This is a genomic window from Streptosporangium sp. NPDC048886, from assembly GCF_055586905.1.
On the sequence record NZ_JBVJHH010000002.1, the window covers coordinates 1 to 20,354 of the forward strand.

General features: G+C 71.0%; 17 protein-coding genes. 8 read left to right on the forward strand and 9 right to left on the reverse strand.

Features of this window, described 5'->3' with window-relative positions; all coding sequences use genetic code 11:
* Positions 1–232 precede the first annotated feature (232 nt).
* The 6 genes from ACZ6R6_RS02345 to ACZ6R6_RS02370 form a co-directional block, all read right to left on the reverse strand.
* Positions 233–1,363: an endonuclease/exonuclease/phosphatase family protein gene (locus tag ACZ6R6_RS02345; RefSeq protein ID WP_470089523.1), complete on the reverse strand. Its 1,131-nt coding sequence runs from the start codon at positions 1,361–1,363 to the stop codon at positions 233–235.
* 87 nt (positions 1,364–1,450) lie between these two features.
* A complete protein-coding gene (locus ACZ6R6_RS02350; protein ID WP_470089525.1) occupies positions 1,451–2,275 on the reverse strand; it encodes a carbohydrate ABC transporter permease in 825 nt (274 codons plus the stop codon).
* Positions 2,268–3,236 carry a carbohydrate ABC transporter permease gene (locus ACZ6R6_RS02355; RefSeq protein ID WP_470089526.1) on the reverse strand — a complete coding sequence of 323 codons (969 nt, stop codon included), beginning with the start codon at positions 3,234–3,236 and terminating at the stop codon, positions 2,268–2,270. Before ACZ6R6_RS02355 ends, ACZ6R6_RS02350 begins: the two co-directional genes overlap by 8 nt.
* Positions 3,237–3,244: 8 nt before the next feature.
* Entirely contained in the window at positions 3,245–4,504 is a 1,260-nt protein-coding gene (locus ACZ6R6_RS02360; protein WP_470089527.1) for an ABC transporter substrate-binding protein, read from the reverse strand.
* Positions 4,505–4,598: 94 nt separating this feature from the next.
* Positions 4,599–5,282 carry a tyrosine-protein phosphatase gene (locus ACZ6R6_RS02365; RefSeq protein WP_470089529.1) on the reverse strand — a complete coding sequence of 228 codons (684 nt, stop codon included), beginning with the start codon at positions 5,280–5,282 and terminating at the stop codon, positions 4,599–4,601.
* Positions 5,279–6,442, reverse strand: coding sequence for an ROK family transcriptional regulator (locus tag ACZ6R6_RS02370; protein WP_470089530.1), 1,164 nt, complete (start codon positions 6,440–6,442; stop codon positions 5,279–5,281). The genes ACZ6R6_RS02365 and ACZ6R6_RS02370 overlap by 4 nt, the downstream gene beginning before the upstream one ends.
* Positions 6,443–6,528: 86 nt before the next feature.
* On the opposite strand from ACZ6R6_RS02370, the gene ACZ6R6_RS02375 reads away from it, so the two are divergent.
* The 3 genes from ACZ6R6_RS02375 (at position 6,529) to ACZ6R6_RS02385 (ending at position 10,400) form a co-directional block, all read left to right on the forward strand.
* Positions 6,529–7,773, forward strand: a complete 1,245-nt coding sequence (locus tag ACZ6R6_RS02375) for a Gfo/Idh/MocA family protein (RefSeq protein ID WP_470089531.1) — start codon at positions 6,529–6,531, stop codon at positions 7,771–7,773.
* Between the two features lie 38 nt (positions 7,774–7,811).
* Positions 7,812–9,461 carry a beta-N-acetylhexosaminidase gene (locus tag ACZ6R6_RS02380; RefSeq protein ID WP_470089533.1) on the forward strand — a complete coding sequence of 550 codons (1,650 nt, stop codon included), beginning with the start codon at positions 7,812–7,814 and terminating at the stop codon, positions 9,459–9,461.
* 108 nt (positions 9,462–9,569) lie between these two features.
* Entirely contained in the window at positions 9,570–10,400 is an 831-nt protein-coding gene (locus ACZ6R6_RS02385) for a phosphoribosylaminoimidazolesuccinocarboxamide synthase (protein WP_470089534.1), read from the forward strand.
* A gap of 123 nt (positions 10,401–10,523) precedes the next feature.
* Here the strand turns inward: ACZ6R6_RS02385 and ACZ6R6_RS02390 are convergent, their stop codons facing one another.
* Positions 10,524–11,321 carry a PP2C family protein-serine/threonine phosphatase gene (locus tag ACZ6R6_RS02390; protein WP_451933215.1) on the reverse strand — a complete coding sequence of 266 codons (798 nt, stop codon included), beginning with the start codon at positions 11,319–11,321 and terminating at the stop codon, positions 10,524–10,526.
* 84 nt (positions 11,322–11,405) lie between these two features.
* Between ACZ6R6_RS02390 and ACZ6R6_RS02395 the strand changes: the two genes are divergently transcribed.
* The 5 genes from ACZ6R6_RS02395 (at position 11,406) to ACZ6R6_RS02415 (ending at position 18,328) form a co-directional block, all read left to right on the forward strand.
* Complete coding sequence (locus ACZ6R6_RS02395) at positions 11,406–13,304, forward strand: N-6 DNA methylase (protein ID WP_470089535.1); 1,899 nt, start codon at positions 11,406–11,408, stop codon at positions 13,302–13,304.
* A 27-nt stretch (positions 13,305–13,331) separates the two neighbouring features.
* A complete protein-coding gene (locus ACZ6R6_RS02400; RefSeq protein WP_470089537.1) occupies positions 13,332–14,225 on the forward strand; it encodes a serine/threonine-protein kinase in 894 nt (297 codons plus the stop codon).
* A 190-nt stretch (positions 14,226–14,415) separates the two neighbouring features.
* Positions 14,416–16,194 carry a hypothetical protein gene (locus ACZ6R6_RS02405; RefSeq protein ID WP_470089538.1) on the forward strand — a complete coding sequence of 593 codons (1,779 nt, stop codon included), beginning with the start codon at positions 14,416–14,418 and terminating at the stop codon, positions 16,192–16,194.
* Between the two features lie 163 nt (positions 16,195–16,357).
* Complete coding sequence (locus tag ACZ6R6_RS02410; protein WP_470089539.1) at positions 16,358–17,452, forward strand: hypothetical protein; 1,095 nt, start codon at positions 16,358–16,360, stop codon at positions 17,450–17,452.
* A 72-nt stretch (positions 17,453–17,524) separates the two neighbouring features.
* On the forward strand, positions 17,525–18,328 hold the full coding sequence (locus ACZ6R6_RS02415) for an MBL fold metallo-hydrolase (RefSeq protein WP_470089541.1): 804 nt from the start codon (positions 17,525–17,527) through the stop codon (positions 18,326–18,328).
* 57 nt (positions 18,329–18,385) lie between these two features.
* On the opposite strand, the gene ACZ6R6_RS02420 is transcribed toward ACZ6R6_RS02415, so the two are convergent.
* Together ACZ6R6_RS02420 and ACZ6R6_RS02425 are read right to left on the reverse strand one after the other, a co-directional pair.
* Complete coding sequence (locus ACZ6R6_RS02420; protein ID WP_470089542.1) at positions 18,386–19,519, reverse strand: globin domain-containing protein; 1,134 nt, start codon at positions 19,517–19,519, stop codon at positions 18,386–18,388.
* Between the two features lie 4 nt (positions 19,520–19,523).
* Complete coding sequence (locus ACZ6R6_RS02425) at positions 19,524–20,198, reverse strand: pyridoxamine 5'-phosphate oxidase family protein (RefSeq protein WP_470089543.1); 675 nt, start codon at positions 20,196–20,198, stop codon at positions 19,524–19,526.
* Positions 20,199–20,354 lie beyond the last annotated feature (156 nt).

Below are 20,354 nucleotides of genomic sequence, written 5' to 3' on the forward strand. Positions count from 1 at the left end.
GCCGTGGAAGTCGGTGATGGACAGCAGTTGGACGTCCACGGGATCTTCACGCGGCTGGGCCTGGGCCGGGCCCGGCTGGGCCGCGACGAGTGCCGTCAGGGCCAGGCACGCTGCCGTTGCGATCCTGCGGCGGAGGGGGGTGCGCACATGTTCTCCTCTGTTGGGGGTTGCGTCAGCCTGTCGGGGATGCGCTCGGGTCGGGGGTCGCGTCAGCCTGTCGGGGATGCGCTCGTCAGCTCAGTGGCGGGAGCGGCTGCCAGGTCAGCTGGGCGTCGTAACGTCGGTGGTCGGAGAGCAGACCGGAGGAACTGTCGCCAGGGGTGCGGTACATGGTCGTCGCCTGGCCTGTGGGGGTGTGCCAGTACTCGGTCTGGTACACGACGTGGTCGAGTTTCACGGGGGTGTGGTCGAGCCGGCAGGAGACGTCGACCGGCGGCAGGGCGTCCGTGGGAACGCCGGGGACGTTGCAGAAGGTCCACGGGTCGGTGGCCGCCCCCGCCTCCCGGTAGTGGAACTTCAGGGGAACCGTTCCGGGCAGCTGGAAGTCGGAGAATCCGAAGTAGCGGCGGCCGGGGGTGACCTGGGCGGCACGCTGCTGGACCTCCGGGTAGGAGGTGAAGGCGACCTCGTCCAGCCTCTGGTTCAGATCTCCCGCGACCAGCAGGGGCGCGTAGTGCCCGTTGGCGTCCGGGATCATCATGTTCTCTTCGAGCCGGGCGCGGATCACGCTCGCCTGGCAGTGCCGGATGTCCTCCCCTGGCCAGGTCGCGGTCTTCGGCAGGCAGAACGAGCTCCAACCGCCCGCCATCTTGGCCGGGTCCACGACTCCGCCGACGGGATCCAGATGCGTGACGCAGACCTGGGAGTACTGGTTGCGTGCCGGTGAGGTTTCGACCGGCAGCCAGGTTCTGACGCAGAGCATCTTGTACTCGGCGCCGTCGCCGCGGATGAAACCCGGCAGGTCCCACAGCTTCCGGTCGCTCGCGTTCAGACGGGTCAGGATGGCCGAACCGACCGCCAGGTGGCAGGTGCCCGCGGCGTAGCAGGGTTCACTCGTCCCCTTGAGGCCCAGGCAGCGGGTGTACTTCAGGCTGTCGGCCTCGGCGTGGAAGTCCCACCCGGTTATCTGCCAGCCGTTGCCGTCGGCGGGCTTCAACATGTTCCGCAGGGCTTCGTACTGGTCGCGGCAGATCTCGTTGAGTGTGATCACATCGGGCCGGACCTGCCGCGCGGTGGTGGCGATCGCGTTGACGGCAGGGGTCTTCGTGCCCTTCCACCACTCTCCGCCGGCCAGGTTGAACTGCATGATCTTCGGTCTGACGGCCACGGCGGCCTGAGCCGGTGCGGGGTGTACAGCCAGCACTGATAAGAGGGAAATGACAATGAATGTGATGAATTGGGGGGTTTTTGACATCACGCATCGCCCTTGGGGGAGGAGGGGGACCGATGATCAGGATTTGCCGCCGGTGTTGGCGATGCCTTCGATGACCTGTTTCTGCAGGATCGCGAAGATGACGATCACCGGGGCGGTGGCCATCAGCGAACCCGCCATGAGCGCGGGGTACTCGATGTTGTGCTGGCCGCTGAGCGCCGCCAGGCCTGCGGAGAGGGTCATCATCTCGGGGTCGGTGTTGACGATGAGCGGCCACATGAGGTCGTTCCACGACCACAGCAGGGTGAGCACGGCGAGCGCGATCAGCCCCGGCTTGCTCAGCGGCAGCAGGATGCGCCAGTACCTCTGAAGCGGCCCGCACCCGTCCAGCTCGGCCGCCTCATCCAGCTCCCGGGGCAGGCCGACGAAGAATTGGCGGAGCAGGAATGTGCCGAAGGCACTGAACATGCCCGGCACGATCAGAGCCTGGATCGTGTTGAGCCAGCCCAGCTGCTGCATGATGAGGAACTGGGGGATGACGAACAGCTGCGACGGCACCATCAGCACCACGAGGAACAGCCCGAAGAAGAACCGGCGTCCGGGAAACTCCAGCCGGGCGAAGGCGAAGGCCGCCAGCGAGCAGAAGATCAACTGGGCGACGGTGCGCCCGGCCGCCATCAGCACGGTGTTGACGAACTGGCGGCCGAGCGGCATCACCTCGAAGACACGGGCGTAGCCTGACCAGTCCCACGGGGACGGCAGCACCACCGGCGGGATGCGGACCGAGTCCTGGAAGGACTTGACCGAGGTCAGGGCCTGCCAGACGAAGGGGCCGACGACGAGGACCGCACCCACGAGGAGGACGGCGTAGGAGGCGGCCAGCGCCCACCGGCGGCTATACATAGTGCACCCACCTGCGCTGGATCCGGAACTGCACCGCGGTCAGCAGCGCGATCACGACGAAGAGCACGAAGGCGATGGCCGCGCCGTACCCCGGGTCGTTCCGCACGAAGGACGTGGAGTAGAAGAGATGCACGATCGTCTGGGTGGCCGGCAGCGCCGGGCTGCCGGCCGGCATCATCAGATAGACCAGGTCGAACATCTGCAGCGTGCCGATCACCGAGATGACCGAGACGAAGAAGATGGTCGGGCTGAGCATCGGCACGGTGATGGAGACGAACTGGCGGACCGGGCCGGCTCCGTCGATGGCGGAGGCTTCGTAGAGTTGTTTCGGCACGTTCTGCAGCCCGGCCATCAGGATCACGAGGTTGTAGCCGAAGGCCATCCACACACCGATCGCGGCGAGTGCGTAGATCGCGGTGCGGGGATCGGCCACCCACGAGGGGCCGTCGACGCCGACCAGGGCCAGTAGCTGGTTCAGCACGCCGAAGTCGCCGTTGTACAGATACTGCCAGAGCATCGCGACCGCGCTCGGCATGGTGACCACCGGCAGGAAGTACACCGTGCGGAAGATCCCGCGGCCGCGCAGCCGGCGCTGGTTCAGCAGCGCCGCGAACACGATGGCGACGGGGACGCCCAGGAGCACCAGAGCGGTGTAGGCGATGCTGTTGCGCAGGGCGGTCCAGACCTCCTCGTCGGCGAGGAGGCGTTCGTAGTTGGCCAGGCCCGTCCACTCGCTGCCGCCGAACGGCCCCCACTCGGTGAACCCGAAGTAGAACGTCTGCGCGATGGGCCACAGGTAGAAGACCGCGAGGCCCAGCCCCAGGGGGGCGATCATGAGCAGACCCCAGAGGGCTTCGCTGCGGCGGCGTCCGCCGAACGCGCGCCACCCCGAGGGGCCCTCCGAGCCGGGAGCAGGGCCCTCCAGGCTCGGAGAGGTCTCGGCGGAAGCGTGCGCCGTCATCGACGAGGTCACTTTTCCTGGGCGAGCGAGGCGTTCATCTTCGCCGCGAGGTCCTTGGCGGCCTCCTCGATGCCGACCTCACCGGTCCAGGCCTTGGACAGGTATTTCGGCTCCTCGTCCATCCATCCGGCGGTGTTCTTGGAGCTGGGATAGGGGACGGAGACCGCCAGCTGGTCGATGAAGACTTTCAGGTGGAACTGCGGAGCCGAGTCGATCCACGCCTGCTGGGTTCCGGCGTAGGCGGGGATGACCGCACCGGAGCGGCCGATGATGTCGGCGGCGTCTTTGGAGCCGAGGAAGCGGACGAACTTCCATGCGGCGTCCGCGTGCTCCGACTTGGCGGACACCACGTTGGCGCCGCCGTGGGTGACGACCGCCCGTTTCCTGCCGGCGGGCAGCGGGGCCACGTCGATCGTGTCCTTGGTGGCGGTGTTCTTGTTGAATCGGGTCGCGTACCAGCTGCCCGAGTAGTACATCGCGACCTTGCCCGACTCGAACATCTCGACCGGCTTGCTGTCGGTCATCTGCTGCTGCGTGGGGGACAGGCCGTCCTTGATGAGGTCGGTCCAGAACTTCAGCCCCTCGATGGTGGCGGGCTGGTCGTAGCCGGACGTGGTGCCGTCCGGGGAGAGGGCGTAGCCGCCGGCCTGGGCGATGGTGTTGTAGAAGGTGGCCTGGTTGTTGAGCTCCGCCGCGATCCCCTGGACGCTCTTGTCCGCCGTCGTCAGCTTCTTCGCCGCGGCCCGCAGGTCGTCCCAGGTCCACGACTCGTCCGGGTATTTCAGGCCGGCCGCGTCGAACAGCTTCTTGTTGTACCAGAGGCCGATCGTGTCGAAGTCCTTGGGAAGGCCGTAGGACTTGCCCTCATAGGTGTAGAGGTCCACCAGAGGCTGCGGGAAGACCGACATGTCCACCTTTTCGGCGGCGATCCTGTCCGCCAGGGGGAGCAGCATGCCGTTGGAGGCGTAGAGCTTGAAGTTGGGGCCGTTCATCCAGAAGACATCGGGTGCCGCGCCGCCGGTCGCCGCCGCCTTGAGCTTGGCCCAGTACTCGTCCCAGCCCGTGACCTGGATCTTGACCTTGACATCGGGGTTGCGCTTGCTGAACTCGGCCGCCGCCTGCTCCAGCGCCGGTTGCTGCTCGATGTCCCAGATGCCGTAGGAGATCTCGACGGGGCCGCCACCGTCCGTGCCGCCTCCACCACAACCGCTGAGCATGGTGGTGGCGACCACTGTGCCGGTGATCAGGCACGACAGACGTCGGGCCATGGGAACCTCCAGGGGGGTGCACGCAAGTGTCCGCCGCGGGGCGGCAGCGCCATACTTTCGATGGTCTACATCGCAAGTATGGAGATGCCGGTCTTCACGTCAATAGGTCCGCACAAATACGTCCTTTAAGAGCGCGCGCATCGGCCTCCCGCATCCCGTGGCCGAGAAGGTACGGCAGCGCGCCGCCGTACCGGCTGTCCAGGTGGTCCAGCGTGGCCAGCATCGTCTCCGGCCGGGTCTGCTCGAAGTGCGCGCGGGCCGTGTCGTCCGCGTCCTCCTCAAGCCCGAGATGGGCCGCGGTGAGCGCGTAGTCCTCGGCGACGAGCGCGCGGGACACCCCGGCGACCCTGAGGGCGAGAGCCGTGACGAGGCCCGTGCGATCACGTCCGGAGTGGCAGTGAACGACCACCCCGCCCGGCGGGGCCTGGGCGACCGCCGCCACGGCCGAGGTGACGTACGCGGCGAAGTCGTCGAGGATCACCCGGTAGATCTCGGCGAGGTCGGCGCCCATGCCGGCGAGCAGGACGTCCCGCGGGCCGAGCACCGACACGTTGCGGTACACGGGAGAACGGGCGAACGGGCTGGGCAGCCGCTCGCACTCGGCGGGGAGACGCAGGTCGATCACCCGGCTGACGCCGTAGGCCAGCAGCGCCCGCCGGCCTTCCGCCGTGAGTCGTTCGTGGCCCTCCGACCGGATCAGCGCGCGCTCCCGGACTCCCGGCAGGTCTCCGAGGTCACGGGCGTTGCGGCAGCCGGGCCACGGCAGCGGCCGCCTCACGTGACCGCCCTCGGCGCGCTGAGCGCGAGCAGGGGGTCGTCGGCCGAGAGCAGGAGCCGGTTCACGTGGTCGATGGCCAGGCAGGCGGCTCCGAGCACCACCGAGTCCTCACCGAGGCTCGACAGCCGGATCTCGGGCATGCGCAGGCACAACGGCTCCAGGGCCCGGCGCAGCGGCTGGAGCAGCACGTCGCCCGAGCGGGAGAAACCACCGCCCAGTACGACCAGTTCGGGGTCCAGGGTGAGGATCAGGGCCGCCGCCCCGATCGCGAGGTCGGCCGCATATCGCCCGACCGCGTCGAGGGCCGCGGGACCGCCCGCGCGTGCCGCCTCGAACACCAGCCCCGCGATCTGGTCCGGCGGATGCCCCGCGAACCCGGGACATCGTTCGAGGTGTTCCGCCATGTGGATCCAGCGCACCGCGTCCAGCAGCCCGACCTCGCCCGACGCGCCGCTGAAGCCCCGGTGGAGTTTGCCGTCGACGATCATCGCCGCGCCGGGCCTGCGCCCCGCGTGCAGGTAGACGAGGTCGCGTACCTCGCGCGCCACGCCGAGCCGCTGCTCGGCGAGGGCGGCGAGCTTGCTGTCGTTGGCGACGAGCACCGGCTGCCCGAACATCCTGCCCAGATGCCCGGGGAGGTCCACCCCCGCCCAGTCGGGAATCGCGTAGACCGTGGTCACCCGGCCCTCCAGATCCACCACGCCGACGGTGCCGGCCGTGATCGCCCAGATGTCCGCCACCGGCACGTTCGACATGGCCAGGCACGCCGCTATGGCCCGGTCCACGGCGTCCAGCCGTTCCTGTCTGGGCGTCTCCGCCCCCACGGCCGTGCGCCCGCCGGCGATCACCTCGCCGTTCAGGTCCGTGATGGCCGCGCGCACCTTGTCGACGCCGATGTCCAGACCGAGCACGTATCCGGCGTCCGAACGGAACCGGTATCTGCGCGCCGGCCGGCCCATGGCACCGGGGGCGGGGGGCACCTCCGCCACCCACCCCCGGTCCATCAGGTCCGCCATCACCTCGTTGATCGAGGCCCGGGACAGGCCGGTGCGCCGCGCGAGCTCGGCGAGCGTGAGCGGCGGCGAACCGCGTAACGCGTGCAGGCTGGCGAGCGAATTCAGCTGGCGCAACCTCTGGAGGTCGCCCCCGACACCTTCCATGGCATCCCCTCTTGACTCTTTCGTCGTGCCGCCACTAATGATGTATTCCATTATTAGTCACCTGGCATGCCGGAGATACGAGATTAATGACTGTGAGTCTTGCCGTGCTCGGCGCGGGGATGCGGGGATTCATCTACGCCAGGGAGGCGGTGAGGACCGGACGCGGACGGATCGTGGCCGTCGCCGAGCCCGACCGGGAGCGCAGGGAGAGGTTCGCCGCCGAGTTCGGCCTCTCCCCCGCCGGAACCTTCCATGACTGGGCGGAGATGGCCGCAGCCGGCAGGCTCGCCGACGCCGTCGTGATCGCGACCCAGGACCACCTGCACGTCGACCCCGCGGTGGCCTTCGCGGAGCTGGGCTACCACATCCTGCTGGAGAAACCGATGGCGCCGGTGGAAGCCGACGCCCGGCGGATCGTCGCGGCGGTCCAACGTCATTCGGTCATCCTCGCCGTAGGACATGTCCTGCGCTACACGCCCTACACCCTGGCGTTGAAGGCCGTGATCGATCAGGGCAGGCTCGGCGACCTGGCGAGTGTCCAGCATCTCGAGCCGGTCGGCTGGTGGCATCAGGCGCATTCGTTCGTGCGCGGAAACTGGCGGCGGGCCGACACCTCGGGACCCATGCTGCTGACCAAGTCCTGTCATGACATCGACTGGCTGCTGCACGTGATCGGCCTGCGGCCGGTCCGAGTGTCCTCCTTCGGCGGCCTGTTCCACTTCCGGCCGGAGAACCGCCCGGCAGGCGCGGGCGAGCGGTGCACCGGCTGTGCCGTCGAGGCCGCCTGCCCCTACTCGGCCACCCGCTTCTACCTGGGCTGCCTGGGCGATCCGAAGACCGAGTTCTGGCCTCTCAGCGCCGTCACCGCCGAGCCGACGGCCGAGGCCGTCCTCCACGCGCTGGAGACCGGCCCCTACGGCCGGTGCGTCTACGACTGCGACAACGACGTGGTGGATCAGCAGGTGGTGTCGATGGAGTTCGAAGGCGGAGTCACCGCGTCGTTCACCATGACCGCGTTCACCCCGCTGGAGCACCGCAGAACCCGGCTGTTCGGCACGCACGGCTATCTCGACGGAGACGGCACGACACTGCGGATCGTGGACTTCCGCACAGGCGAGGAGGAGCTGATCGACACGCGGAGCGGGGCGGGGGCGTCGGCGGCGGACGGTCACGGAGGAGGAGACGCGGGCCTGACGGCGGCCTTCCTCGATGCCGTGGCAGCAGGAGACCAGACACTGCTCGGATGTGACCCGCACGAGGCACTCGCGGGCCATCTGCTCGTCTGGGCGGCGGAGCGCGCTCGCGAGACCGGGACGGTACAGGCCCTGTGAACTCCGCGTCTGGCTTCGAAAACCCGGCCGGGAATCCGGTGGGCGGCGCTGACACCGTGATTCCCCGGCCGACCCTGATCGCCCCGGCCGAAGGCTGTTTCGTCCTCGGCCATGACATCGCCATCGCCTCCGACCCGGCATTCGAGCATGTGGGCCACTGGCTGCGAGGCGCGCTCGGTCCGGCGACGCGGCTCCCGCTGCTGCCCGGTCCACCCGTTCCCGGAACGATCCAGCTCGTCCACGCGGCGGATCTGGCCGGAGACGCCTACCGCCTCCAGGTCACCTCCGCCACCGTCCGGATCGAGGCGGGCGATCCCGCAGGGGCCTTCTACGGCGCGCAGACCCTGCGCCAGATGCTCCCCGCCGACGCCTTCCGCACCGGAGCGGTCGGGCGCGGCCCGTGGTCCGTGCCCGCCGTGACCGTCGCGGACGCGCCCCGCTTCGCCTGGCGCGGGGTGCTGATCGACGTCGCGAGGACGTTCCTCCCCAAGAATGATCTGCTGCGCTACATCGACCTGCTGGCGACGCACAAGCTGAACGTGTTGCACCTGCACCTCACCGACGACCAGGGCTGGCGGCTGGAGATCAAGCGCTTCCCCCGGCTCACCGAGGTCGGCGCGTGGCGCCGCGAGTCGACCGTGGGCGCAGTGGTCCACGGGAAGTACGACGGGCGGCCGCACGGCGGTTACTACACCCAGGACGACATCCGGGAGATCGTCGCCTACGCCGCCGACCGGTTCATCACGGTGGTGCCCGAGATCGACCTGCCGGGTCACACCCAGGCCGCCATCGCCGCCTACCCCGAACTCGGCAACCTCGACGAGCCCCTGCCCGTCGGCACCACCTGGGGTGTGGTGGAGAACGTCCTCAACGTCGAGGACCGCACCATCGCCTTCTTCAAGGCGGTCTTCGACGAGGTGCTGGAGCTCTTCCCCGGCGACTACGTCTGCGTGGGCGGCGACGAGGTCCCGAAGGCGCAGTGGCGCGACAGTCCGGCGGCGAAGGAGCGGATGCGCGGACTCGGGCTGCGGGACGAGGACGAGCTGCAGAGCTGGTTCGTCCACCAGTTCACCGAGTATCTCATCGCCCGCGGGCGCAAGCCGTACGCCTGGGACGAAATCCTGGAAGGCGGCCTGCCGCGCGGCACGACCGTGGCGTCGTGGCGGGGCACCTTCGGGGCCGTTACCGCCGCCAGGCTCGGGCACGACGTGGTGACCTGCCCGTTCACCGATCTCTACCTCGACTTCCGGCAGTCAGGCGATCCGGCGGAGCCGGTGCCCATCGGCAACGTCATCAGCCTTGAAACCGTCTACGGGTTCGAGCCCGTGCCGCCTGAGCTCACCGGGGAGGAGTCACGGCGCGTCCTCGGCGCCCAGGCGAACATCTGGACCGAGCACATCGACTCCCCACGGCATCTCGACTACATGGCCTTCCCGCGACTGGCGGCCTTCGCCGAGGTCGTGTGGGGGCCACGGCGGCGCGACTTCACCGACTTCCGCAGGCGCCTGCGTTCCCACGAGCGCCGGCTGGAGGCGCTCGGCGTGGAGTTCAGGCCCGAGGACGGGCCTCACCCGTGGCAGACCCGGCCCGACGCGCCCGGCCTGCCCCATGACCACGCGGAGGTCGACGCGCAGGTCCGGCAGTGGACCGCGAACATCGTCGCCCACTACGGCCGGCCGGAGGTCTGACCGGCCGGCGGCTCCGCGACCTCTCCTTTTCGGTGTCGCCAGGTCGCCGATTACTCTGTTACCGCCTGGTGTACCAGCACGAGATCGCGCGAGAACAGGGAAAACACAGTGAAGCTTCTCCACTCCGGGAAGGTCCGCGACGTATACGAGGACCGGGGGGACATCATCCTCGTGGCCTCCGACCGCGTGTCGGTCTACGACGTGATCCTGCCCACGCCCATCCCCGACAAGGGGAAGATCCTCACGCGGCTCTCCCTGTGGTGGTTCGAGCAGCTCGCCGACATCGTGCCCAACCACGTCATCTCCGCCACCGACGTGCCCGCCGAGTTCGAGGGCCGCGCCGTACGGTGCCGGAAGCTGAGGATGGTGCCGGTCGAGTGCATCGCGCGCGGTTACCTGACCGGCGGCGGGCTGGAGGAGTACAGGACGCGGGGGGCGGTCTCGGGTGTGCCGCTGCCGGCCGGCCTGGTGGACGGAGACAGGCTCCCCGAGCCGATCTTCACTCCGACCACCAAGGCCCCGCTCGGCCGGCACGACGAGCCCATCGCCTTCGACCAGGTGGTCGCGCAGGAGGGCGCGGAGGTCGCCGCGGAGCTGCGCCGGATCACGCTCGCGGTCTACGGGCGCGGCGCGGAGCTGGCGCGCGAGCGCGGCGTCATCATCGCCGACACCAAGATCGAGCTGGGCTGGGCCGCCGACGGCACGCTCATGCTCGGCGACGAGGTGCTGACCTCCGACTCCTCGCGGTTCTGGCCCGCCGACCGGTGGGAGCCCGGCCACCCGCAGTTCTCCTTCGACAAGCAGTACGTCCGCGACTGGGCGACCGGCACGGGCTGGGACAAGAAGGAGCCCGCGCCGGAGGTGCCCGCCGAGATCGTGGAGGCCACCCGGGCCCGCTACGTCGAGGCGTACGAGCGCATCACCGGCAAGACCTGGTAGACCTCCCGTCCCGGGCCGCAGACCCCGCGCGGGGCCGGCTCCCGCCCGGCGCGGGTGCCGGCCCCGCGCGGGACGGGCTCCGGGACGCCGGCGCGCCGGTCCGCCGCGCCGGGCTCCGGGACGTCAGTGCGCCAGTCTCCGCTCGGCCGCGGCGCCCACGACGGACCGCTCGGCGGAGACCGGGTGGGCGCCGAAGTCGGCCACGATGCAGGTGATGTTGTCGGGACCGCCGCCCCGGTTCGCCAGGTCGATGAGCCAGCGCGCCGCCTCGGCCGGGTCGTCGATCTCGGTCAGCGTGTTGAAAAGGGTCTCCGGACCGACCACGCCGGTCAGGCCGTCGGAGCAGAGCAGGTAGCGGTCGTCGGGCTGGGCCTCGCGCAGCGACAGGTCCAGCTCACCGTCACCGGTGCCCTCCAGGACCCGCAGCACCATGGACCGGCGCGGGTGCTCGGCGGCCTGCTCCGGGGTGATCCGGCCCTCGTCCACCAGCGACTGGACCAGGGTGTGGTCGTGGGTGATCTGGTAGAGGGCGCCGTCGCGCAGCATGTAGGCGCGGGAGTCGCCGACGTGGGCGAGGGCGAAGGTGGCGCCGTCCCAGAGCATGGCGGTCAGGGTGGTGCCCATCCCCCGCAGCGTGGGGTCCTGCTCGCTCATGTCGTGCAGGGTGTGGTTGACGTCTCTGGCCGCGTCCTTCAGGGCGGCGGCCAGGTCGACACCGCTGTCGGGAAGACGCTCGTCCAGTGCCACCATGGCTGTCACGGCGAGTGAGCTGGCTACCTCTCCACCCGCGTGGCCACCCATGCCGTCGGCTATGGCGAGCAGGCGCGCGCTCGCGTAGCCCGAGTCCTCGTTCGCCTCACGGCGGACGCCTACGTCGGAGCGGGCCGCGTAGCGCAGTGCCAATCCTTCGTTCAGTGCCATGAAGGCAGTAAAGCATTGGTTGAAGCACTTCACAAGCAAAGGTGTTGTAGACCGTTGCGGCACAGTCAACTACTGTGGCCCAGTATGGAGGAGAGCCAGGACATCACGGTGAACGCGGGCGACATCGCCCGGCTCGCCTCCGTCGGCCGTGCCGCGGTGAGCAACTGGCGCCGCCGCCACGACGACTTTCCCCAGCCCGTGGGCGGTACGGCCTCCAGCCCGCTGTTCTCCCTGCCCGAGATCGCCGCGTGGTTGCGTCGCAACGGCAAATCTTTCGAGGTCTCCCTCGGCGACCTGGTCTGGCAGCGGCTGCGGACCTCGGCCGACGACCTGCGCCTGGGCGACCTGGTGGGCCGGGTCGGCGCGTTCCTGCTGTTCTTGCAGCGGGAGCCGGCGGCGTGGCGGGAGCACGGCACACAGTCTCTCACCGGCCTGGCCGCCGCGACGACAGATCTTCCCGGCCCCCCCGATCTGCGGCTGGACGACCTCGCGCTCGTCAGGCTGGTGGCCGAGCTGGCCGCCGAGCGGGGACCGCTGGAGACCTTCGAGTTCCTCTGCGAGCGCTACGTCGAGGCCCACTCCCGCCAGCTCTCGGTCACCCGGGACGACGTGGCCGCGCTCATGTCCCGCCTGGCCGACCAGGACGGGGGAACCGTCCTGGACCCGGCCTGCGGCGTCGGGACCCTCCTGCTGCACACCGGCTCCCCGCTCGGCCAGGAGATCAACGAGACGAACGCGCTGCTCGCCGCCGTCCGGCTGCTGCTGCGCGGGGCCGACGCGCGGATCGTCGCCGGCGACTCGCTGCGCGAGGACGGCCTGGCCGGCGAGCTCGCCGACGCCGTGGTCTGCGACCCCCCTTTCAACGAGCGCGCGTGGGGCTACGAGGAGCTGACCGGCGACCCCCGCTGGGAGTACGGCCTGCCGCCGCGCGGGGAGTCCGAGCTCGCCTGGGTGCAGCACTGCCTGGCCCATGTCCGGCCAGGCGGCCTGGTGGCGATCCTGATGCCGGCCGCGGCGGCCGGGCGCCGCCCCGGCAAGCGGATCCGGGGCAACCTGCTGCGCACCGGGGCACTGCGGGCCGTGGTGACGCTCGGCCCCGGCGGTCCCGACCTGTGGATGCTGCGCCGCCCCGACGGCGGGCGGCCCCCCTCCCAGCTGCTGATGATGGACGCGGGCGAGGACCTGTCGGTCGTGGAGTCCGCCTGGCGGGCCTACACACGGGACCCGGAGGCCGAGCTGTCCGGCGACTGCCGTACGGTGCGGATCATCGACCTGCTCGACGACGAGGTGGACCTCAGCCCGGCCCGGCACCGCCCGCAGCAGGGCGGCCCCGACTTCCTGCGGGACTTCAGCGGCACCCTCGACCGTTTCCGTGACATCACGGCCACGCTGCCGCAGGGGCCTCCGGCCCTTGAGCTGCTCGCCGAACGGCAGGACCTGCCGACCACCACCGTCGGCGAGCTGGCCAAGGCGGGCCTGATCTCCATCCTGCAGGCCCCGGCCAAGATGTCGGCCGAGGGGGGCCCGCTCCCCGTCCTGACCGCCGACGACACCGCCCTGGGCGCGCCTCCCTCCGGATGGACCACCCTCGACCCCGCCCTGGTCATGGTCAGGCCCGGTGACGTCGTGACCACCGCCCTGGGCGCGGTCCGGGTGATCACGCGGAGCGGCGCGGCGCTCGGCCCGCAGCTCACCCTCTACCGGGTGGACCCGCAGCGGCTCGACCCCGACTTCCTCGCCGGGTTCCTGCGCTCGGCCGACGCCACCCGCGTCCACTCCAGCTCCAGCCGCCTCGACGTGCGGCGGGCGCGGGTGCCGATGCTGCCCCTCGCCGACCAGCGGAAGTACGGCACGGCCTTCCGCGAGCTGTTCGCGTTGGAAGACCGGGTGCGCGAGACGACGGCGCTGGGGGAAACGCTGATCCGGCTAGGCTTTGACGGACTGGTCGACGGCCACCTCCGGCCGTGCGACCAAGGGGTGTGATCCCCGCGACGTCCACGGGAGGGTCGGATGGTCATCGGCGACCGATACGTGCTCGACGACCTCCCTCTCGCCCAGGGCGGCATGGGCGCCGTCTACGGCGGCCACGACAAGCACCTCGACCGCAGGGTGGCCGTCAAGTTCCTGCGGCTGCTGACCGGCCCCGACGAGGAGCTGAACCGGCGTTTCCTCCGTGAGGCCCGCATCCTGGCGAAGCTGGAGCACCCCGGCGCGCCGGTCCTCTACGACTTCGGCACCTTCGACCATCGGCTCTTCCAGGTGATGCAGTTCATCGACGGCGTCACCGTGGCCGACCTGCTCAGCGAGCACGGCCCCCTCCCGGTCCCCTGGGCGGCCGCGATCGCCGCCCAGGCCTGTGCCGTGCTGTCGGCCGCCCACGCGCTGTCCATCTACCACCGCGACCTCAAGCCGACCAACCTGATGCTCTGCCCCGACGGCAGCGTCAAGGTCCTCGACTTCGGCCTCGCCATGCTCCGCGAGACCGACTCCACCCGCTTCACCCGGGTCGGCCAGATCCTCGGCACCCCGGCCTACATGGCTCCCGAGCAGATCCAGCGCGGCCTCGTCGATCCCCGCAGCGACCTCTACGCCCTCGGCTGCGTCATCCACGAGATGCTCACGGGCCGGCAGCTGTTCACCGGGCCCACCGAATACGCCGTCTACGAGCGCCAGGTGAAGGAACGGCCGCCCGCCGTCCCAGGCGTCCCGGCGGAGCTGAACCGGCTGATCGAGGACCTCCTGGAGAAGGACCCCGACCGGCGCCCCGCCGGGGCCGAGGTCCTCTACGAACGTCTGCAGCCCTTCGCCGTGGACCTGCCCATGCTCCCCGGCTTCCTCAACCCTCCTTCGGTCCCCAGCCCCGGCCGGATGTACGCCCGGGTCGTCGGCCGCGTCCTCGCCTGAGGCGGGCCGGCCGGAGCGGGGCCGGGACGGCCGCGATCACCACCGGCGCGCAGCCGTCACATCTCGCTACAACCGTTCACAAGAGGGCCACAAGTCGCACCGGGCACGCTGTGCACGCTTGCATCAGAAGCAGAGGAAGCGTGACAGACATATGTTCTCCAGACCATGGTGGCGACCGGCTCTGACAGCGGTGGCCGCCTTCTCACTGTCGGCGGGCCTGCTCGCCGCCCCCGCCCAGGCGGCCCCGTCGGTGGCGGTGGCGGGCGTGCAGGCGGCCCCGTCGGTGGCGGTGGCGGGCGTGCGGGCGGCCCCGGGCCGCCAGGCGGGGCGGTGCCCGGCGGCGGTGGTGTTCTCGGCCACGGTCACCGTCAAGGGCGCGGCCCGGGTGAGATACCGCTGGGTGCGCGGCGACGGCACCAAGGGCGCGGTCAGGACGGCGAAGGCCGGGACGGGGATCAAGCTCCAGGAGCGGCGGACCTTCTCCCGCAGCACCCGTGGCTGGCAGGCCGTACAGGTGCTCAGTCCGAAGAAGCTGACGTCCGGGCGGGCCCACTTCTCCGTCACCTGCCAGGGGTCCACCGACGTCGAGACCCCCAGGTCGCCCGCCGAGGGGCAGGTGCCCGCGCCGCGCGCCTCGGCCGAGGTGGCGGGGGGCAACACCTACTCGGGCCCGTGCGCGGCCCCCGGCAGGACCCTTGACTTCGTCGGCACGGTCCGCGTCTCGCGTGTCCCCGCGGCCGTCTCCTACCGGTGGGTCGACAGCGACGGGGGCGCGCTCGGCCGGCAGGACCTCTGGTTCTCGGCCAAGGACTCGCCGCGGCGCGCGGTCGGCGCGAGCCGCACCTTCCTCGCGAGCCAGTCCGGCACCCGGTGGATCGAGATCCTGGACCGCCACGGGAAGGTCCTGAGCTCCTCGGCCAAGGTCCCGTACTCGGTGACCTGCGCGCCGACGCCCGCGCCGGTGACCGCCTCGGTGACGAACCTTGAGGTCGACCCGGCCGCCTACCGCGGGACGTGCGCCGCGCCGCTCACCTTCACCTTCACCGCCGATCTCGCCGTCTCCAAGCCGGCCAAGGTCACCTACCGGTGGATCCGCGGCGACGGCACGACGGTCCCCGGCGAGTGGGAGTTCAAGGACGCCAAGGACCTGACCAGGACGGTCAGCCTCGCCTGGCCGGTGGCCGATCCCGCCAAGACGGCCGGCGGGTCGGCGTCGATCGAGGTCACCTCGCCGGGCAGGTCGGAGGCGGGTCCCGCGAAGTTCACGATCACCTGCGAGGACGCCGGGCCCGGCACGGTGACGGTGTCGGATCCCGTGATCACCACCTGGAGCCGGGACGGCGGCGAGTGCACCACCCGGAACCCGTACCAGGTGACCGCCGCGTCGCTGATCACCGCGCCGAAGGGCGCGGGCTTCCCCCTCGACGTCACCTACCGGTGGCGGTGGGCGGACGGCGGCTACTGGCACAAGGAGACGGTGAAGATCACCGGGCCTGGGGCCCACCGGGTGTTCCACCAGTGGAACGTCCGGCGGAGCCAGGCCGGCAAGGTCTTCGTGGACGTCCTCACCCCCACCCCGGTGAAGTCCGGGGCCACGGAGTATTCGGTGACGTGCGACGGCAGGCCGCCCGTCCCGAACACCGGCGGCGTGGTGACCTCGGTGACCGACGCGAGGATCACGCCGTCCTCCCACACGGGCGCGTGCCCGGTCGACCTGAAGGCCGTCGCGACGATCACGGTGTCGGCCCCGACCAGCGGGCCCGTCGAATACTCCTGGGTGTTCGACAACGGCACCTCCAGCCCCACCGCCCAGGTCGACTTCCCGGCCGGCGGCCCCCTCACCAAGACGGTGGTGTGGGACGAGTGGCGGGCCGTCAAGACCAGCGGGCCGGTGACCGGCTACCTGCGGACCGTCACGCCCAACACGGCGGTGTCCTCCCCCGTCTCCTACTCCGTCACCTGCGCCTGAGCGCCGCCCCCGGCCATCGGTGACGGCACCCGCGACCGCGCGACCGGGTCGCGGGTGCCGTCACCCGGCCTCTGCCGGACGGCATAGCCGGCGGCGCCGGAACGGCCGCGGACCTGCCGAACGGCCCATGGCCCGCCGTCCCGGCGGCCGGGACGCTTGATCCATGACAACTGTTACGGCTCCACCTCGCCCGGGACCCTCGACGAGGTCACGCCCGCCGGCCTGGGCCGGTTACGCCGCGGCGCTCTGGTCGCTCGCCTACGGCCTGCTCGGCCTGCGCTGGGCGCTGGGCGGGCCGGGCTTCCCCTGGGGCGCGAGCGACCCCGATCCCGACGGGGCGCTGTCCATCCTCTCGGGCGCCCGTCCGCAGCCGGGCGGATGGTGGATCGCCGGCCTGGGGCTGGCCTGCGCGGTGCTGTCACTGGTGCTCGCCGTGGTCCGGGGACGGGGCCCGCTGCGGATGGTGCCGCCCGCCCTCGCCTGGCCCGCCGCCGTGGCGCTGACGCTGGTGATCCCCGACTCCCGCCTCATGATGGGCGTCGCCTACACGCCGCTCCTGCTGGTCGCGCCCCTGCTCGGCTGGGACCTCGGCGGCGCCGGCCTGCTCGACGCCTGGCCCTGGGAGGTGGCCAACCAGCTGCTGTGCGTGCTCGGCGGGGTGCTCCTGGCCGCGGCCGCCCTGTCCTACCAGCGCCGCGGCAGGCGGGCCTGCGCCGGCTGCGGCCGTACGGCGGGCGGCGGAGGCTGGACGGCCCCGGCCGCCGCGGCCCGCTGGGGGCGCAAGGCCGTCCACGTGGCCGCCATGGTGCCGCTGGTGTACTGCGCGACCCGATGGGCCTGGGCCCTGGGCATCCCGCTGGGGGTCAGCGAGGAGTTCCTCGCCGAGGGCTCCCGCGACGCCCCGGGGATCTGGCTGGCGGGGGCCTACCTGGCCACCTTCGGAGCGCTGGGCGGGATCCTCACCCTGGGGCTGACCCAGCGCTGGGGCGAGGTCTTCCCCCGGTGGGTCCCCGGCCTGCGCGGCAGGCGGGTCCCGCCGCCGCTCGCCGTCGTCCCCGCCGTGTTCGTCTCGGTCATCGTCACCGTGGCGGGCCTGACCTACATCCGCTGGACGGTCGCGGGCCGCTTCGAGCTCTCCGAGGTGGGCGCCTGGCTCCCGGAGACGTTCTGGCCGGTCTGGGGTGCGGCCCTGGCCGCCGCCGCCCTCGCCTACCACCTGCGCAGACGCGGCCGGTGCCGGCGCTGCGGCCGGCTGTGACGAGGGCCGTCGGCGACGTGGAAGACCCACCGTGGCTCGCCACGGCGGGGCGGGCCGGGGAGAATGCGACGCATGGAAGGTCGATGGATCGAAGTGGCCGACAGGGTGCTGGTGCGCCGTTATACGGAACTGGACCTGTCGGTGGGACTGGTCATGGGTGACGGCGGCTGCCTGGTGGTCGACACGCGAGGCGACGAGCGGCAGGGGGCGGAGCTCGCCGCGGAGGTGCGGCGGATCACCCGGGATCCGTGGACGGTGGTGATCACTCACTCGCACTTCGACCACAGCTTCGGCACCCGGCCGTTCCTGGACTGCCCCGTCTGGGCGCAGGAGGGGTGCCGGGCCGACCTGGTCGCGGACGGGGCCGGGACGAAGGAGGCCTGGGCGCGGCGTTACCGGCAGGAGGGACGTGCCGACATCGCCGACGACATCGCCAAGACGGAGATCGTGCTGCCCGACCGCCTCGTGACCGACCGGGCGGAGCTGACCGTCGGCGGACGCGAGATCGTCATGGCCTACTTCGGCCGCGGCCACTCCAGCAACGACCTCGTGGTCCACGTCCCGGACGCCGATGTGGTGTTCGCCGGTGACCTGGTGGAGAACGGCGCGCCGCCGGCGTACGGCGACGCCTACCCGCTCGAGTGGCCGGCCGCCGTCGCCGGGCTGCTCGGGCTGGCCGGCGAGGGCACCGTGGTGCCCGGCCACGGGGATCCGATGGACCGCCGGTCCGTCACCGCCCAGCACGCCGAGATCACCGCCGTCGCCGGGCTCTGCCGGGAGGTGGCCGCCGGCCGGATGAGCGTGCCGGAGGCCGTACGGCTGTCGCCCTACCCCGAGGACACCATCAGGGCCGCCCTCCAGCGCCCGGCGGGCTAGGTCCCGTCCCCGGACCGGGCGGGCGGCCGGCCGATCGGGGCCGGTCCCGGCGGCCCCTCACAGCACCGCGAACCTGGCCGCGCCTCCCGGGGCGAACTCGGTGTGGATGCGGTGCAGGGGCACGCCCAGGCCGAGCAGGCGGTTGGCGGTCACCCGCACCATGTCGGGCGAGCCGCACACGAAGACGTCTCCGTCGGGGACGATCCGGTGATACTCCAGGGCGTCCACCGCGCTCTGCCTGCGCCACTGGTCCGGGTCGTCGGAGACCGCGTGGACGATCCGCAGGCGCCGGTGGTCCGACCGCAGGCGTTGCAGGTCTTCGTTGTCGTAGGCGTCGACGCTGCGCCGGACACCGTGGAAGAGATCGATGGCGGGGCGGTCGGGCACCCAGACCGACTCCTCGATGAGCGCCTTGAGCGGGGCCAGACCCGTGCCGCCGGCGATGAAGATCAGGTGCGAGGTGCTCGCCCGGTCGAGCACGAGGCTCCCCCGCGGCGGTCCCAGCAGGAGGCTGTCGCCCGGCCGGGTGTGGTGCATCAGCGCCGTGCTGACCCATCCGCCGGGCACCATCCGCACGTGGAAGGTGAGCAGGTTGTCCTGGCGGGGGGCGTTCGCGATCGAGTACGGGCGCCACACCCGGGGCCAGTGCGCGCTCTGCAGGGTGGCGTACTGCCCGGCCCGGTAGGGGTAGGGCTGGTCGGGCTGGACGGTGATCACGGCGATCTCGGGGGTGCGCACCTCGTGCGCGACCACGGTCGCGACCCAGGACGGCGGAGACTGGGTGGCGTCCTGCTGGGCGGCCTGGATCATCACCTCGGCGATGAAGTTGTAGGCGGTCATCCACGCCTCGTCGTAGGCGGGACGCCAGAGCTCGCCCGCGTGGTATCGCATCGCGGCGACCAGGCAGTCGCCGACCGCGGGATAGTGCTCGGGCTGGACCCCGTACTTGCGGTGGTCCCGGGCGAGCTGGCCGAGGTAGTCGCCCACCCCCTCGCCGTCCTCCAGGTTGAGCACCACCTGCGCGAGCGCGTGGAACAGGCGGTCGCGCTGGAGGTCCATCGCGGGCGGGAAGAGCTCCCGGATGTGCGGGTAGTTGGCGAAGAGCCTGCCGTAGAAGTGCTTGGTGACCTGGTCGGCCACCGGTTCGATGAGCGACCAGCTGTGGCGGATCAGCCCGATGTCGATTGTCATACCGTCACCCGACCGACTTTCCCGCCTCTTCCCGCTCCCGCCCGGCGTCCTTCACCTGCCCGACACCGAAGTAGTCGTCTCCCGCGGGCCTGCGTCCTTCGGGTCTGCGCTCCCTGCGGTCCTGCTTGGTCAGCAGCGGGATGTGCTTGGAGCAGTGGATGTACGCCTCCTCGACCTCCACCATGACCCAGCGCTCGGCCCGGCGGCCGGGCGCGGTGCGGTCCTCGTCGACCAGGTCGTAGCGGCGGGCCGCGTCGTAGGCGGTGGTGATGGTCGCCGAGCCGTTGACGTGCAGGCCCACGAGGTCGTCGAAGAAGTCAACGAACAGCAGGCTGAGGTGCGCGTTCTCCATGATGTTGCCCAGGCTGGCGAGGACGCCGTTGCCGCGGAACTCCGGATACATCAGCCTCGTGTCGTCCACCACCCGGACGAACCCGGGCGGGCCCGCCCGGAACGAGGTGTCACAGTTGCCCGCGGCGTCCGCGGTCCCCACGAAGACCATTTCCTGCCGGGCGATGAAGTCCCGCATATGGGGTGTCAGGCGGTCGACGACCTGCCGTTCGTAGAAGCGCTCCGCCCGGTCCCTGGTGGCGAACAATCTCTGGAGGATGTGCTCTCCCCTGGAGCCCGGCAAGCCCTCGCCATCGTCCAGAGCTCCGTACGGCGTGCGCTGCCCCATCACATCGCTCCCATTAGTCCCGATCACATGGCCTGCGACATGGGCGGCCGCCGAGCTCGCGCCTGACAGCCCCGGCGGCGGAACACCGATCCGGGCGGTTCTGCCCACGTAAGCGATGGAGCCTAAACCATAGGCACCCTTGTCCGAAATGGTCTT

Coding starts and splice junctions, on each gene's coding strand:
- ACZ6R6_RS02350 (WP_470089525.1), bottom strand. CDS start 2,275: ATGTATAGCCGCCGGTGGGCGCTGGCCGCCTCCTACGCCGTCCTCCTC.
- ACZ6R6_RS02355 (WP_470089526.1), bottom strand. CDS start 3,236: ATGACGGCGCACGCTTCCGCCGAGACCTCTCCGAGCCTGGAGGGCCCT.
- ACZ6R6_RS02360 (WP_470089527.1), bottom strand. CDS start 4,504: ATGGCCCGACGTCTGTCGTGCCTGATCACCGGCACAGTGGTCGCCACC.
- ACZ6R6_RS02370 (WP_470089530.1), bottom strand. CDS start 6,442: ATGGAAGGTGTCGGGGGCGACCTCCAGAGGTTGCGCCAGCTGAATTCG.
- ACZ6R6_RS02375 (WP_470089531.1), top strand. CDS start 6,529: ATGACTGTGAGTCTTGCCGTGCTCGGCGCGGGGATGCGGGGATTCATC.
- ACZ6R6_RS02390 (WP_451933215.1), bottom strand. CDS start 11,321: ATGGCACTGAACGAAGGATTGGCACTGCGCTACGCGGCCCGCTCCGAC.
- ACZ6R6_RS02395 (WP_470089535.1), top strand. CDS start 11,406: ATGGAGGAGAGCCAGGACATCACGGTGAACGCGGGCGACATCGCCCGG.
- ACZ6R6_RS02400 (WP_470089537.1), top strand. CDS start 13,332: ATGGTCATCGGCGACCGATACGTGCTCGACGACCTCCCTCTCGCCCAG.
- ACZ6R6_RS02410 (WP_470089539.1), top strand. CDS start 16,358: ATGACAACTGTTACGGCTCCACCTCGCCCGGGACCCTCGACGAGGTCA.
- ACZ6R6_RS02415 (WP_470089541.1), top strand. CDS start 17,525: ATGGAAGGTCGATGGATCGAAGTGGCCGACAGGGTGCTGGTGCGCCGT.
- ACZ6R6_RS02420 (WP_470089542.1), bottom strand. CDS start 19,519: ATGACAATCGACATCGGGCTGATCCGCCACAGCTGGTCGCTCATCGAA.
- ACZ6R6_RS02425 (WP_470089543.1), bottom strand. CDS start 20,198: ATGGGGCAGCGCACGCCGTACGGAGCTCTGGACGATGGCGAGGGCTTG.